Source organism: Oceanicella actignis, from assembly GCF_900111545.1.
GTDB lineage: Bacteria > Pseudomonadota > Alphaproteobacteria > Rhodobacterales > Rhodobacteraceae > Oceanicella > Oceanicella actignis.
Genome location: NZ_FOHL01000003.1, coordinates 120,668 through 134,977, shown reverse-complemented (window position 1 = coordinate 134,977; position 14,310 = coordinate 120,668). Strand labels below are relative to the sequence as shown.

The following is a 14,310-nucleotide window of genomic DNA, read 5'->3' as shown; positions in this document are numbered from 1 at the left end:
TCGTTGACGTCGCGCGCCGCCGGCGGCCTTACGATGGCGCGGCCGCCTCCGCCGGGCGCGTTCGGTTCTCGCCTTCATGTCGCGCGCCGGGGCTGGGGCGCGGCCGCGTCCGCGGGGCGCGCTCAGGCCTTGTCGCGGGCGCGCGCCCAGGCCTCGCGCTTGCGGTAAAGGGTCGAGGCGCTGACGTCCAGCATCCGCGCCGCCTTGGGCACCGAGCCGCCGCAGGCCTCGATGGTGGCCTCGATCACCTCGCGCTCGACATCCGCCAGCCGCGCCCCCACCATGGCGCGGGCATGGGCGCGCAGCCCCTCGGGCCCGGCGGGCGGGGCGGCGGGCGCCGCGGCCCCCGGCGCGCGGCCCGTCGCCGGGAACCAGCCCTGCGCGCCGTCGACCGGCGTCGGCGCCTGGCCCGAGACGATCTCGGGCGGCAGCATGGCGGGGGTCACCTCCTCGCCGTCATGCAGCACCGCCACATGGCGGATCGCGTTCTGCAGCTGGCGCACATTGCCCGGCCATGGATGCGAAAGGAACAGGCGCCGCACCTCTTCGCCAAGCCGCTTGAAGCGCTTGCCCTCCTCGCGGCTGAACTGCTCGAGGAAGGTCTGCGCGATTTCCAGCACGTCCTCGCCGCGCTCGCGCAGGGGCGGCAGGTGAATGGGCACGACGTGCAGGCGGTAGAACAGATCCTCGCGGAAGCGGCCGCGGCGCACCTCTTCGGCCGGGTCGCGGTTGGTGGCGCAGACGATGCGCACATCGACCTTGCGCGGCGTGGCCGCGCCCACGGGCTGGATGGTCGAGGTCTGGAGAAAGCGCAGCAGCTTGGCCTGAAGATCCAGGCTCAGCTCGCAGATCTCGTCCATGAACAGCGTGCCGCCGTCGGCCGCCGCCGCCGCGCCCTGCTTGTCGGCGACGGCGCCGGTGAAGGCGCCGCGCAGATGCCCGAACACCTCGGATTCCAGCAGATCCTTGGGGATGGCGCCGCAATTGAGCGGCACGAACGGCCCCGAGGCCCGGTTCGACACGGCGTGGATCGCCTGGGCGCAGACCTCCTTGCCCGAGCCGCTTTCGCCGGTTACGAACACCGTCGCGGTCGAGCGCCCGATCGAGCGCACCTTCTCATACACCGCCTGCATCGCCGGCGACGAGCCGACGAAGCCGTGAAAGCGGCTGCCGGCGGGCGGCGCGGCGGCCGCCTCGGCCGCGCCGCCGGCGGCGGCGGCGGCGTTCGCCACGGCCGATAGCAGGCGCTTGTCGTCGAAGGGCTTGACCAGGAAGTCGAAGGCGCCGCCGCGCATGGCGTCCACCGCGCGGTTGATCGAGCCGTTGGCCGTGATCACGATCACCTTCGCGCCGGGGTCGGCCCGCGTCATCTCGCGCAGAAGGTCGATCCCGTCGGCGTCGGGCAGGATCAGGTCCAGCAGCACCACCCGCGCCGCGCCGCGCGCGAATTCGGCCCGCGCGTCGGCCCCGGTCAGCGCCGCGCGCACGTCGTAGCCCGCCTTGCGCAGCACCGTCTCGTAGACCATCGACAGCGAGGGCGTGTCCTCGACCAGGAGGACCGGCCCCGCATCGGGCCGCGCGGCGAAGCCGGATGGGCGGGCGTGCGTCATGCGCCTAGCGCGGCCCGATGAAGGCCAGCACCTCGTCGGCCTCGGCGGTCAGCGCCGCCGCGGCCGCGCGCAGGGCCTCGTCCTCGGCCTGCTTGGCCAGGCGGTTGAGCTCTTCGGCCATGCGTTGCAGAGGCGTCGCGCCCACCGCGCCGGCGACCGAGATGAGCACATGCGTGGCCCGGCGCAGCGCCTCGCGATCGGCGGCGGGGGCGGCGGCGGCGACCAGGGCGCGCTGCTCGGCGATGTCGGCGCGCACGCGGGTCAGCAGCTCGTCCATCATCTCTTCGCCGATGGCCGCGGCCAGGCCTTCGTAGATCTCGCGATCCACATGCGCGCCGAAGCGCGCGGGGTCCACCCCGCCCACGGCCGGTTCGGCATCGGGCGCGGCGCCCCGCCCCGGCTCGGCGTCGCTCGGACCAAGCAGCGCCGCCGCCGCCTCGGCCGGCGCGTCGGGCGCAAGGCAGGCCGACGCGCCCGCCTCGCGCGCCAGGGCGCGGGCGCGCTCGTCCTCGGGCGCGGCAAGGGCGGCCACCGCAGGGCCGCCCGACGCCGCGACCAGATCGCGGATCAGCTCGGCCCCCGCGCCGCCGTCGCAAAGCGGATCGACCAGCGCCAGGTCGAAGTCGTAGAAGCCAATCAGCCCCAGCGCCTCGTCGCGGGTCAGCGCGGCGTCCACCCGCATGCCCGCATCGCGCAGGGTCTGGGCGATCGCGCGCGCGGCGTCGCGCGCCGCCACGACAAGAACCGCGGCGTCGCGAAACGCCGCGCCCCGCGGCGCCGAAGCCGTCTCATGCCCCATTCAGAGCTCCCCTGATCCAAGCCTGCGCGCACGCCGCGCGCCGCATTCATCCATCCTGTTCATCCATAGGGTTAGCGCGACAACCGCCCCTCGGCAACCGCCCTGCGATCGGCGGCCCCCGCTCAGCCCCCCGTTCAGCCTCCCCGTTCAGCCGGCATCCGGCAACGCGCGCCCCGGCGCCAGCGCCCGAGGATCGAGCCGCAGATGCAGCGCCGCCGGCCCCTTCGCGGCCCGCGCATGGGCGCGCGCGCGCTCGAACGCGGCGGGAAAGTCCTCGTCGCGCGCGACCGTCTCGGCCCAGGCGCCGCAGGCGCGCGCCAGGGCGGCGAAGTCTGGGTTGCGCAGGCTGGTTGCGTGCGCGCGCCCGGGAAAGCGGCGCTCCTGATGCATGCGGATGGTGCCATACATGCCGTTGTCGCAGATCAGCGTCACCACGGAGGCTCCCGTCTGCGCCGCCGTCGCCAGCTCGAGCCCCGTCATCTGGAAGCAGCCGTCGCCCGCCAGGCAGAACACCTCGCGCGCGGGGTCGCGCAGCTTGGCGGCGATGGCGGCCGGCAGGCCGTAGCCCATCGAGCCCGACACCGGCGCCAGCTGCGTGCCGAAGGCGCGCCAGCGGTAGAAGCGGTGCAGCCAGATGGCGTAGTTGCCCGCGCCGTTGGTCAGAACGGCGTCGGGGGGCAGGACCTCGCGCATGTGGGCGATGACCCGCGACATGGTCAGCGCGCCGGGATCCTCGGGGGGCGCGTCGGTCCAGGCGCGGTAGGCGGCGTTCTCGGCGCGCGCGCTCCAGCGGCGGGGCGGCGCCTCGGCCAGCGCGGCCTCGAGGAACAGGCGCGGCGTGGCGTTGACGGCCACTTCGGGGACGTAGATGCGCCCCAGCTCGTCGGGCGCGGGGTGGACATGGATCAGGCGCTGGCGCGGGGCTGGAATGTCGAACAGCGAGAAGCCCTGGCTGGGGTTCTCGGAAAAGCGCGCGCCGATCATCAGCACCGCGTCGGCCTCGGCCGCGCGCCGCACCAGGGCGGGATTGGCGCCCAGCCCCAGATCGCCGGCATAGTTGGGATGCGTGGCGTCGAACAGCATCTGCCGGCGGAAGGTGACGGCCACCGGCACGTCCCATTCGGCGGCAAGGCGGTGCAGCGCCTCGCGCGCCGCCGCGTCCCAGCGGCTGCCGCCGACGATGACCAGCGGGCGCTCAGCCGCCGCCATGACCGCGCGCATCCGCGCCATGGCGGCGGGGTCGGGAGCGGGATCGGCGACCTCGACCCGCGGGCCGGGACGGGCGGGCGCGGGGTCGCGCAGCATGTCCTCGGGCAGCGCCAGCACCACCGGCCCCGGCCGGCCCGACATGGCGATGTGCCAGGCGTGCGAGACGATCTCGGGGATGCGGGCGGCGTCGTCGATCTCTTCGACCCATTTGGCCAGGTCGCGGAAGGTCTGGCGGTAGTCCACCTCCTGAAAGGCGGCGCGCCCGCGCATGGCGCGGCCGATCTGGCCCACGAACAGCACCATCGGCGTGCCGTCCTGCATGGCCACATGCACCCCGGCCGCGGCGTTGGTCGCGCCCGGGCCGCGGGTGACGAAGGCGACGCCCGGCCGGCCGGTCAGCTTGCCGTCGGCCTCGGCCATCATGGCGGCGGCGCCCTCGTGGCGGGCGTTGACCGTCTCGACCCCGGCGAGGCCGAGCGCGTCGAGCGCCTCGAGATAGCTTTCGCCCGGCACGCAGAAGACGCGCTCGACGCCCTGCGCGCGCAGGCACTCGACCAGCAGGCGCCCGCCGGTGGGCGCGTCGCGCCCGGTTCCGTCCGTGGTCATCGCGCCCCTCCCGCCCGGCCGCGCGCTCAGAAGAACGCCTGAAGGCCGGTCTGCGCGCGCCCCAGGATCAGGGCGTGCACGTCATGCGTGCCCTCGTAGGTGTTCACGGTCTCCAGGTTCTGGGCGTGGCGCATGACGTGATACTCGGCCTGGATGCCGTTGCCCCCGTGCATGTCGCGGGCCATGCGCGCGATGTCCAGCGCCTTGCCGCAGTTGTTGCGCTTGACGATCGAGATCATCTCGGGCGCGGCGCGGCCCTCGTCCATCAGCCGGCCCACGCGCAGGCTGGCCTGCAGCCCCAGCGCGATCTCGGTCTGCATGTCGGCCAGCTTTTTCTGGAACAGCTGGGTCTGCGCCAGCGGGCGGCCGAACTGGGTGCGCTCGAGCCCGTAGCGGCGCGCGCGATGCCAGCAATCCTCGGCAGCGCCCATGGCGCCCCAGCTGATGCCGTAGCGCGCGCGGTTGAGGCAGCCGAACGGGCCCTTGAGCCCCTCGACATTGGGCAGCAGCGCGTCCTCGGGAACCTCGACCCCGTCCATGACGATCTCGCCGGTGATCGAGGCGCGCAGGCTCAGCTTGCCGCCGATCTTGGGCGCGGACAGGCCCTTCATGCCCTTTTCCAGCACGAAGCCGCGGATCTTGCCGCCATGGGCCTCGGACTTGGCCCAGACGACGAAGACGTCGGCGATGGGCGCGTTCGAGATCCACATCTTCGAGCCGGTCAGGCGGTAGCCGCCCTCGGTCTTGACGGCGCGGGTCTTCATGCCGGCCGGGTCCGAGCCGGCATCGGGCTCGGTCAGGCCGAAGCAGCCGATCCACTCGCCCGAGGCCAGCCTGGGCAGGTAGCGCCTGCGCTGCTCTTCCGAGCCGTAGGCGTAGATCGGATACATCACCAGCGAGGACTGCACCGACATCATCGAGCGATAGCCCGAGTCCACGCGCTCGATCTCGCGCGCGACAAGGCCGTAGGCGACGTAGCCCGCGCCAAGGCCGCCGTATTCCTCGGGGATGGTGACGCCCAGAAGGCCCATCCCGCCCATCTCGCGGAAGATCTCGGGATCGGTGCGCTCGTTCAGATAGGCGTCGGTGACGCGCGGCATCAGCTTCTCCTGCGCGTAGGCGCGGGCGCTGTCCATCATCATGCGCTCGTCCTCGGTCAGCTGATCGGCGAGCAGGAAGGGGTCCTGCCAGTCGAACGATGCGAGCGCGGGCGAGTCCTTGGCCTTGAGCGGGGCGTTCATGGCGCGTCCTCCGGGTCTTGGCGGGAGCGGCCCGCCGTTTTATGAAGATGAAGAATGAATGCAGCGCCGCGCGCGCCAAGGCAATTGCGTTTTCCTTCGCCCGCCCGCACAATCCATTCCGAATGGGAATGTCATGACCTGGCCGCGACGCTTCCTGCCCCCCATCGCCCTGCTCGCCGCCTTCGAAGCGACCGCGCGCGCCGGCTCGGTCACCGGCGCGGCCGAGGAGCTGGACCTGACGCAAAGCGCCGTCAGCCGCCAGATCCGCGCGCTCGAGGCGCGGCTGCAGGTGGCGCTGTTCGCGCGCCGCGGCCGGCGGCTGGAGCTGACGCCGGCGGGCGCGCGCTATCTGGCCGAGGTGCGCCGGGCGCTGGGGATCATCGGGCGCGCCTCGCAGGACCTGGTGGCCAATCCCGACGGCGGCGTGCTCAACCTGGCCATGCTGCCCACCTTCGGCGCGCGCTGGCTGGCGCCGCGGCTGCCGCGCTTTCTCCAGGCCCATCCCGGCGTGACGCTGAACCTTGCGACGCGGCTGCGCCCTTTCGACTTCGCGGCCGAGGGGCACGACGCCGCCATTCATTTCGGACCCGAGGAAAGGCTGGCGCGCGACTGGCCCGGCGCCGAGGCCGCCTTCCTGATGCATGAGCGCGTGGCCCCCATGTGCGCGCCGGCCCTGGCCCCGAGGGCGCGCTCGGCCGAGGCGCTGGCGCGCGGGGCGGCGCCGCTGTTGCGCATCGCCACGCGCCCGCGCGCCTGGGACGACTGGCTGGCCGCCGAGGGCGCGCCGCCCCCGCGGCCGGGCGGGATGACCTTCGACCAGTTCGCGGCGCTGGCGCGCGCGGCCATGTCCGGGCTTGGCGTGGCGCTGCTGCCGCTGTTCATGACCGAGACCGAGCGCGCGCGCGGCGAGCTGGTCATTCCCTGCGGGCGGCCGCGCAAGAGCGCCGGCGCCTACTGGCTGGTCTGGCCCGCGGGGGCGGCCGAGGCGCCGCCGCTTTCGGCCTTTCGCGACTGGCTGCTGACCGAGACGGCGCGCCCGGCCGGGGGCTCGGGCTAGGCGGCGCGTCGGCCGCGCGCATGCGTGCAGCGCCCGCCCGCGCCGCGCGGCGGCCGCGGGGCATGCGGCGCCGCGCCCCGGCCCCGCCCGCGGCGCGTTGCGCGCGGCGGCGTTTCATGGCATGACCCGCGCGTTCCCAGAAGGAGGCCGCCCGCCATGTCCGATCTTTTCCGCCGATTGCTGTCCGAGCGCGAATGGCTTCTGGCCGACGGCGCGACGGGAACCAACCTTTTCGCGCGCGGGCTGAACCACGGCGACGCCCCCGAGGGCTGGAACCTGGCCGAGCCGGACAAGGTGCGCGCGCATTACCGCGACTTCATCGAGGCCGGTTCGGACATCGTTCTGACCAACAGCTTCGGCGGCACGGCCAACCGGCTGAAGCTGCACGGGCTGGACGACCGGGTGTTCGAGGTCAACCGCGCCGCCGCGGCGCTGCTGCGGGCCGAGATCGACGCGGCGCGCGCCGCCACGGGGCGCGAGATCGTCTGCGCCGGCGACGTCGGCCCCACCGGCGACCTTTTCGCCGAGGTCGGCGGCGTTCTGACCCCCGAGACCGCGCGCGCCGCCTTCCGCGCCCAGATCGAGGGCCTGAAGGCCGGCGGCGCGGATGTGATCTGGATCGAGACGATGTCCTCGGCCGAGGAGCTGACCGCGGCGCTCGAGGCCGCGGCCGAGGCGGGGATGCCGGCCATCTCGACCATGTCCTTCGACACCAACGGCCGCACGATGATGGGGGTCACCCCGGCGGGCCTGGCGCGCCTTGCGCACAGCTGCGCGCATCCGCCCGCGGCCTTCGGCGGGAATTGCGGCACCGGGGCGCCGGATCTGCTGATCGGGCTGCTGAGCGTCGTCTCGCAGCTGGGCGACGAGGACGTTCTGGTCGCCAAGGCCAATTGCGGCATTCCCGAATATGTCGACGGCGCGATCCGTTACTCGGGCACAGAAGAGCTGATGGCCGACTATGCGTGCCTGGCGCGCGATCTGGGCGCGCGCGTGATCGGCGGGTGCTGCGGCACGACCCCGGCCCATGTGCGCGCGATGCGCGAGGCGCTCGAGACGCGCCCGCGCGGCCCGCGCCCCACGGCCGAAGAGATCGTCGCGCGGCTGGGTCCGGCCAGCGCCGCGGCGATGGAGCTGCTGCAGGAGGGCGGCGGCGAGCGTCCCGCCGAGGCCGAGCGCCGCGGGCGCCGCGGACGCCGCGCGGGCCGCGAGGCGCGCGGCCCCGAAGCGGCGAACTGACCCCGGCGCGCCCGCCCCGAGGGCGGGTGCGAAGCGGCCCGAAGCGCATCCGGCCGCGCGCCGCCATCGGCGGACGGCCCCAAGCGGCGCGGCGGCACGTTCGCGGCCACGGTCGCTCGATGCGCAACGGCTCGCCGCTTGCGCCCCCCGTTCGGACCAGCCTCGCCGCCCTGTCCTTGCGCTGCGCTCAGGCGGTCGCGGCGGCCTCGGACGCGCCTTGCCCGGCCAGGCCGCGCCGGCGCAGCAGCGCCGCCGGATCGGGGTCGCGGCCGCGGAAGGCGCGGTAGGCCTCGGCCGGGTCGCGGCTGCCGCCCGCGGCGTAGATGTGCCGCTCCAGCCGGGCGGCGACCTCGGGATCGAAGGGATCGCCGGCCTCCTCGAAGGCGCCGAAGGCGTCCGCGTCCATCACCTCGGCCCACATGTAGCTGTAATAGCCGGCCGAATAGCCCTCGCCGGCGAAGACATGCAGGAAATGCGGGCTGGCATGGCGCATGGCGACCGCCTCGGGCATGCCCATGCGCGACAAGAGCTCGGCCTCGAAGGCGGCGGGGTCGATCGCCTCGGGGTCGGGCAGCTCGTGCAAGGCCAGATCGACCGCCGCCGAGGCGACGTATTCGACCGTGGCGAAGCCCTGGTTGAAGGTCTCGGCCGCGCGCAGACGCGCGATCAGCTCCTGCGGCATCGGCGCGCCCGTCTCGACGTGCCGCGCGTGCCGGGCCAGCACCTCGGGCTGCGAGAGCCAGTGCTCGAAGAGCTGGCTGGGCAGCTCGACGAAATCCCGCGCCACGGCCGTTCCCGACACGAAGGGATGGCGCACGTCGGACAGGAGCCCGTGCAGCGCGTGGCCGAACTCGTGAAACAGCGTGCGCGCATCATCCCAGCTCAGCAGGCTTGGCCCCTCGGCCTGGGCGAAGTTCATCACGTTCAGCACGATGGGCCGCACCTCGCCCATGCGCGGGTCGAAATTCTCCTGCGCGCGCAGGGCCGACATCCACGCGCCCGAGCGCTTGGAGGGCCGCGCGAAATAGTCGCCCACGAACAGCCCCACATGGCGCCCGCCGCGCGTCACCCGCCAGGCGCGCGCATCGGGGTGATGCAGGGCAAGCCCCTCGACCGGCGCGAATTCGAGGCCGAACAGCCGCCCGGCCACGTCGAACGCCGCGGCGATGACGTTGTCGAGCGCCAGATACGGCTTGACCGCGGCCTCGTCGAAATCGTGCAGGCGCTTGCGCAGCTTCTCGGCATAGTGGCGCCAATCCCAGGGGGCGAGGGCGATGTTCGCCCCCTCTTCGGCGGCCAGGGCCGACAGCGCGCGCGCCTCGTCCAGCGCGCGCGCGCGGGCGGGCGCCCAGACGCGGTCGAGCAGCGCGCGCACCGCCTCGGGCGCGCCGGCCATCTGCGGCGCCAGCTTGAAGGCGGCGTAGTTCGGATGCCCCAGAAGGCGCGCGCGCTCGGCCCGCAGGGCCAGGATGCGGCGGATGAGCGGGCGATTGTCCGCCTCGGACCCGCCCGCGCCGGCGCCGGTTCCGCGCCCCGCCCAGGCACGCCAGGCGGCCTCGCGCAGATCGCGCCGGGCGCTGAAGGTCAGGAACGGCTCGACCGACGAGCGCGCAAGCGTGATCGCCCAGCCCTCCATCCCGCGCTCGCGCGCCGCGCGGCGGGCGGCGTCGATCACGTCGGCCGGCAGCCCCGCAAGATCGCCCTCGCCAAGCTGCAGCGTCCAGCCGGCCTCGTCGGCCAGCACGTTCTGCGAAAAGCGCGCCCCCAGCGCCGCCAGCTCGGCCGAGATCGCGGCGAGGCGCGCGCGGGCCGCCTCAGGCAGGCGGGCGCCGGCGCGCTCGAACTCGCGCCGATAGAGCATGAGCACGCGCGCCGCCTCGGCGTCGGGCGCAAGCGCATCGGCGCGCGCGGCCAGCGCGTCGATGCGCGCCAGAAGCCGCGAATCGCTCCACATGCGGGCGCGATGGCCGGCCAGAAGCGGCGCGACCTCGCGCTCGGCGGCGCGCAGCGCATCGTCCGAGCAGCAGCTCGCCAGGGTGAAGAAGGCCGCGCACAGCCGCCCCAGCGTGCGCCCCGACGCCTCGAGCGCGTCGATCACGTTGCCGAAATCGGCCGGACGCGGGTCCTGGGCGATGCGCTCGAGCTCGCGCTCGTGCTCGGCGATGGCGGCGCGGAACAGCGCGGGCCAGCGCTCGGGGCCGGCGGCGTCGAAGGGCGGCAGCTCGAGCGGACCGGCCAGAGGCGCGGCGAAGGGCGCCAGCTCGTCGGGCGAGGCGATGGCGGGTTCGTCGGATTTCGTCATCTCTGGTCCACGGATGATGGCGCGGGGCGCGCGCCTCGGGCTAGAATGGCAGCGGCCGCGCCCCGGCGGCGGGAACGCCAAGCATAGGGCGGGCAAGGAAACGAAGTGAAGCGCTTTGCATGAAGGCATCCGCGGACGAGAGACCATGAATCTCGAAGCTCCCAGCCATCCGCCGCGCGTGGCGGCGGGCGCGGCGACGCTGCGCCTTTACGCCATGGGCGCGGCGCTGGCCGTGGCGTCGGACCCCGAGGGCGCGCCCGTCGGGCGGCTGGGGGCGAAAGGGGCGGCGATCCTCGCCTATCTGGCGCTGCAGCCCGGCCAGGCGGCCAGCCGCGACGCGCTGGTCGAGCTGTTGTGGAGCCAGAGCGCCCCCGAGCAGGGCCGCGCCAGCCTGCGCCAGGAGATGCGGCGCATGAAGCGGGCGCTGGGGCCGGCTTTCGACGCCGTCATCGACGCCGACAACGCCGCCATCGCGCTGCGCCCGGGCGCGGTGTGGTGCGACGCGCTCGAGATCGAGGCCGCAGCCGCCCATCGCGACGCGGACGGGCTTTCGCGGCTGGCGGATCTGCATCGCGGCCCGTTCCTGGGCCCGCTTCAGGTGCCCGAGAAGGATTTCCAGGACTGGACCGCCACGCAGGCCAGCCGGCTCGATTCCCTCACCCTGGACGGGCTGCTGCGCCAGCTGCTGCTGGACCAGGCGGCCGGGCGGCTGGAACGCGCGGCCAACGCGGCGCGGGCGCTGCTGCGCATCGACCCCTTGCAGGAGGACGTTCACGCGCGGCTGATCGCGCTGCTGGTCGAGCGCGGGCGCCTCAAGAGCGCGCGCGCGCATCTGGAGGATTGCCGCGCGCTTTTCCGCGAGGAGCTGGGCGAAGAGCCCCGCGCCGCGCTCGAGGCCTATGAGAACGCCCTCTCGTCCCGCCGCGCCGCCCGCGGCGCGCCGCCCGCGGCCCCCGCCCCCGCGCGCGAAGGCGGCGATTCCTTCTCGGCCCGCCCGCTGGCGGCGTTCAAGGCCGCCGATCCGAACTCGCCCGCCGACGTCGCCCTGCTGCGCGAGACGACGGCGATGATGGCCAATTGCTGCTGGCTGCGCGTGCGCAGCTGCGACGAGCTTTTCGCGGCGGGGATGAGCCCCGCGCAGATCGCCGCGCAGGTCGATTACGTGATCACGCTGGGCCGCCGCCCGGACGAGGCCCCGCGCGCCTTCTTCTCGGCCGCGCGCCGGGGCGACGGCGCGCTGGTTCTGGCTCAGGACGCCGAACCCATGCCCGGCGACGCCTCGGACCCCGCGCGCGCGCTGGCGCGGCGCATCGCCGGGCGCGTGACGCCGGCGCTGCTGACGGCCGAGGTCGCGCTCGAACGCGCGCGCAAGACGCCGCCCGACGGCGATTTCTGGCGCCTTCTGATGGCCGCGCTGGGTCTGCGCCAGGCGCAGGACGCCGAGCTTCTGCGCAAGGCGCGCGGCTTTCTGCAAGGCGCGCTCGAGCTGCATCCCGACGATTCCACCGCCCTTGCGCTGCTGGCGCAGCTTCACATGGCCGAAGGATACCGCGGACTGACCCCCGACCCGCGCGCGGCCTTCTTCGTCGGGCGCGAGATGGCGCGCCGCGCGGTGCGCGCGCAGCCGCGCTCGGCGCTGGCGCACTACAGCCTGGGGCTGGGCGCCTCGTTTCTGGAGGGAACGGAAACGGGCCGGGCGCTGCAGCTGCGCGCGCTCGAGCTCAACCCCGCCTACGCCCCCGCCATGGCCGAGCTGGCGCGCCTGTTCGCGCTGGAAGCCTCCGAGGCCGAGGCCGATTTCTGGGCCGACCGCGCCCTGGCGCTGAGCCCCGACGACGCGCGCGCGCCCATGTGGCGCGCCTTCAAGGCCCTGGCCGCCTACGCCGCCCGGCGCCCCGCGCGCGCGCTGGAGCTGGCGCGGCTGGCCGTCGCCGAGGCGCCGGACGAGCTGTTCCCCGCGCTGATCGCCGCGGCCAGCCTTGCCGAGCTTGGCCGCATGGACGAAGCCGCGGCGGCGCTCGCGCCTCATGGCGCGCGCCTGCCCGACCCGGCCGAGGAGCTCATGCGCGCGACCCTGCCCTTCGCCGAAGAGGCGCGTCTGGACGAGCTGCTGACGACCTTCAAGCGCATCGCGGCCCATGCGCGGCCCGGCGCCAAGGGCCGGCCCGCTTCCCGCGGCTAGACCCCCGCCGGATCCCAGCCCGCCTGCCCGGCAGGGGGCTCGGGCGCGGCCGGGCTGCCGCGGAAGCCGCGCGCGACGACGTATTTCTCGGACGAATCGCTGCGGCTGGCGGGCGGCTTGACATGCGAGACATGCTCGTAGTCGCGCTTGAGCGCGGCCAGAAGCTCGGCCTCGGCGCCGCCCTGAAGCACCTTGGCGATGAAGGCGCCGCCGGGGCTGAGCACGTCGCGCGCGAAGGCGGCGGCCGCCTCGCACAGCGCGACGATGCGCAGATGATCGGTCGTCTTGTGGCCCGAGGCGAAGGGCGCCATGTCCGACAGCACCACGTCGGCCTGCCCGCCCAGCGCCTCCTTGACCGCCTCGTCGGCGCCTTCCTCGAGGAAATCGAGCTTGAGCACCTCGGCGCCGGGCAGCGGCTCGACATCCTGAAGATCCACGCCCAGAACGCGCCCCACGCGCTTGCCCGGCTTGCGGCCCAGCGCGTTGACCCGCGCCACCGCGACCTGCAGCCAGCCGCCCGGCGCGCAGCCCAGATCCACCACCCGCGCGCCCGGCGTCAGAATGCGCAGCCGGTCGTCCATCTCGATCAGCTTGTAGGCCGCGCGGCCGCGATAGCCGTCGCGGCGGGCGGCGGCGACGTAGGGGTCGTTCAGCTGCCGCTCGAGCCAGCGGGTCGAGCTGAGCTTGCGCCCCTTGGCCGTCTTGACGCGCTTCTTCAGATCCTGCCGCCCGCGCCCCGAGGCGCCGCCGCGCTCGGCCGCGGCGCCCTTGGGGGCGTGGCGGCGCACGCCCGGCGGAAGCTTGTCCTTGCTCATGCGTCGCCCATCCTTTCGGTCCACATCTGGCTGTAGAGCAGCCCCTCGCGCAATCCCCGGTCGGCGACGCGGATGCGCGGCGCGGGCCACAGACGCAGGATGGTGCGCAGGATCGCGCCGCCCGCCACCACCAGCTCGGCGCGGTCATGGCCCACGCCCGGATGCGCGCGCCGCCCCGCCGGCCCCATGTCCACCAGCGCGTTGATCAACCGCACCGCGTCCTCCGCGCCCAGCCACATGCCATCGACCTTCGCGCGGTCGTATCTGACCAGCCCCTTGTGCAGCGCGCCCAGCGTCGTCACCGTGCCCGAGGCGCCGATGATCTGCAGCCCCGGCAGGCGGCGCTGAAGGGCGGGGTCCTCGTAGGGGATGAAGCCGGCCAGGTTCTCTTCGAAGAACCAGGACATGAGCGCATAGCGGCTGCGGTCGTCGCGCACGTCGGCGAACTTGTCATGCAGCGTCGCCACGCCTACCGGCGCCGAGATCCAGTCCACCACGCGCGCGCGCGCCTCGCGCCGCAGGGCCGAGCGCCGCTTGCCCCCCGGCCCCGGCGCCAGCGCCATGAGCAGGTTCTGCCGCTCGGCCGGGTCGAGCCCCTCGAGATCCACCCAGATGAGCTCGGTCGAGCCGCCGCCGATGTCGAAAACCATCAGGCTGCGCGCCTCGGGATCGAGCAGCGGCGCGCAGCCCGCCAGGGCCAGGCGCGCCTCCTGCTCGGGGGTGATGAGCTCCATCTCGAGGCCCGTTTCCCGGCGCACGCGGCGCAGGAAGGCCCGCCCGTTGATCGCCCGCCGGCACGCCTCGGTGGCGATGACCCGGGCGCGGCGCACCTCGTGGCGGCGGATCTTGGCCGCGCAGATGCGCAGCGCGTCGATGGTGCGGTTCATGGCCGCGTCGCACAGCGCGCCGGTGCGCTCGACCCCCTCGCCCAGGCGGACATTGCGCGAGAAGGCGTCGATCACGTCGAAATGCGCGCCCGCCGGCCGCGCGACCAGCAGCCGGCAGTTGTTGGTTCCAAGATCCAGGGCCGCGTAGCACGGCCTGTCGCGATCATGCGCCGCCCGCGCGTCCCCGCGCGCGGCGCGGGTCGCGGCTGGGGCGGCGCCCCGGCTCGACGCCATGGCTATGTTCCGATCCGTTGGGGCTGCAAGCCCGCTGCTTGCCATCAGAGGTAGCGAGTCGCGCGCGCTTTCTCAAGAGCCGCCCGCGCAAACGCGCGAAAACGCCCGGGCGAAGCGCCCGGGCGTCGA

10 protein-coding genes are annotated in these 14,310 nt (G+C 74.3%); 3 read left to right on the top strand and 7 right to left on the bottom strand.

Annotated features, from left to right (window positions below):
- Positions 1 to 122: 122 nt before the first annotated feature.
- From BMW67_RS05895 to BMW67_RS05880, 4 genes are all read right to left on the bottom strand, one after another.
- A complete protein-coding gene (locus BMW67_RS05895) occupies positions 123 to 1,610 on the bottom strand; it encodes a sigma-54-dependent transcriptional regulator (protein WP_072746439.1) in 1,488 nt (495 codons plus the stop codon).
- Positions 1,611 to 1,614: 4 nt separating this feature from the next.
- Positions 1,615 to 2,409: an Hpt domain-containing protein gene (locus BMW67_RS05890; RefSeq protein ID WP_072746440.1), complete on the bottom strand. Its 795-nt coding sequence runs from the start codon at positions 2,407 to 2,409 to the stop codon at positions 1,615 to 1,617.
- A gap of 147 nt (positions 2,410 to 2,556) precedes the next feature.
- Complete coding sequence (locus BMW67_RS05885; protein WP_072746441.1) at positions 2,557 to 4,224, bottom strand: thiamine pyrophosphate-dependent enzyme; 1,668 nt, start codon at positions 4,222 to 4,224, stop codon at positions 2,557 to 2,559.
- 26 nt (positions 4,225 to 4,250) lie between these two features.
- Entirely contained in the window at positions 4,251 to 5,465 is a 1,215-nt protein-coding gene (locus tag BMW67_RS05880) for an acyl-CoA dehydrogenase (RefSeq protein ID WP_072746442.1), read from the bottom strand.
- Between the two features lie 133 nt (positions 5,466 to 5,598).
- Between BMW67_RS05880 and BMW67_RS05875 the strand changes: the two genes are divergently transcribed.
- Positions 5,599 to 6,522, top strand: coding sequence for a LysR family transcriptional regulator (locus BMW67_RS05875; RefSeq protein WP_072746443.1), 924 nt, complete (start codon positions 5,599 to 5,601; stop codon positions 6,520 to 6,522).
- A gap of 156 nt (positions 6,523 to 6,678) precedes the next feature.
- The gene (gene bmt / locus BMW67_RS05870; RefSeq protein WP_072746444.1) at positions 6,679 to 7,761 is read left to right on the top strand and encodes a betaine--homocysteine S-methyltransferase; all 1,083 of its coding nucleotides are present in this window, start codon (positions 6,679 to 6,681) and stop codon (positions 7,759 to 7,761) included.
- Positions 7,762 to 7,948: 187 nt separating this feature from the next.
- Here bmt and BMW67_RS05865 read toward each other — a convergent pair whose 3' ends face one another.
- A complete protein-coding gene (locus tag BMW67_RS05865; RefSeq protein WP_083581157.1) occupies positions 7,949 to 10,063 on the bottom strand; it encodes a M3 family metallopeptidase in 2,115 nt (704 codons plus the stop codon).
- A 145-nt stretch (positions 10,064 to 10,208) separates the two neighbouring features.
- Between BMW67_RS05865 and BMW67_RS05860 the strand changes: the two genes are divergently transcribed.
- Positions 10,209 to 12,245 carry an AfsR/SARP family transcriptional regulator gene (locus tag BMW67_RS05860; RefSeq protein WP_091764161.1) on the top strand — a complete coding sequence of 679 codons (2,037 nt, stop codon included), beginning with the start codon at positions 10,209 to 10,211 and terminating at the stop codon, positions 12,243 to 12,245.
- Here BMW67_RS05860 and BMW67_RS05855 read toward each other — a convergent pair.
- Both BMW67_RS05855 and BMW67_RS05850 read right to left on the bottom strand, forming a co-directional pair.
- A complete protein-coding gene (locus tag BMW67_RS05855) occupies positions 12,242 to 13,060 on the bottom strand; it encodes an RlmE family RNA methyltransferase (RefSeq protein WP_083581158.1) in 819 nt (272 codons plus the stop codon). The two genes, BMW67_RS05860 and BMW67_RS05855, sit on opposite strands and share 4 nt — an antisense overlap.
- Entirely contained in the window at positions 13,057 to 14,187 is a 1,131-nt protein-coding gene (locus BMW67_RS05850; protein WP_370426837.1) for a Ppx/GppA phosphatase family protein, read from the bottom strand. Before BMW67_RS05850 ends, BMW67_RS05855 begins: the two co-directional genes overlap by 4 nt.
- Between the last annotated feature and the right edge of the window lie 123 nt (positions 14,188 to 14,310).

Coding starts and splice junctions, on each gene's coding strand:
- BMW67_RS05895 (WP_072746439.1), bottom strand. CDS start 1,610: ATGACGCACGCCCGCCCATCCGGCTTCGCCGCGCGGCCCGATGCGGGG.
- BMW67_RS05890 (WP_072746440.1), bottom strand. CDS start 2,409: ATGGGGCATGAGACGGCTTCGGCGCCGCGGGGCGCGGCGTTTCGCGAC.
- BMW67_RS05885 (WP_072746441.1), bottom strand. CDS start 4,224: ATGACCACGGACGGAACCGGGCGCGACGCGCCCACCGGCGGGCGCCTG.
- BMW67_RS05880 (WP_072746442.1), bottom strand. CDS start 5,465: ATGAACGCCCCGCTCAAGGCCAAGGACTCGCCCGCGCTCGCATCGTTC.
- BMW67_RS05875 (WP_072746443.1), top strand. CDS start 5,599: ATGACCTGGCCGCGACGCTTCCTGCCCCCCATCGCCCTGCTCGCCGCC.
- bmt (WP_072746444.1), top strand. CDS start 6,679: ATGTCCGATCTTTTCCGCCGATTGCTGTCCGAGCGCGAATGGCTTCTG.
- BMW67_RS05865 (WP_083581157.1), bottom strand. CDS start 10,063: ATGACGAAATCCGACGAACCCGCCATCGCCTCGCCCGACGAGCTGGCG.
- BMW67_RS05860 (WP_091764161.1), top strand. CDS start 10,209: ATGAATCTCGAAGCTCCCAGCCATCCGCCGCGCGTGGCGGCGGGCGCG.
- BMW67_RS05855 (WP_083581158.1), bottom strand. CDS start 13,060: ATGAGCAAGGACAAGCTTCCGCCGGGCGTGCGCCGCCACGCCCCCAAG.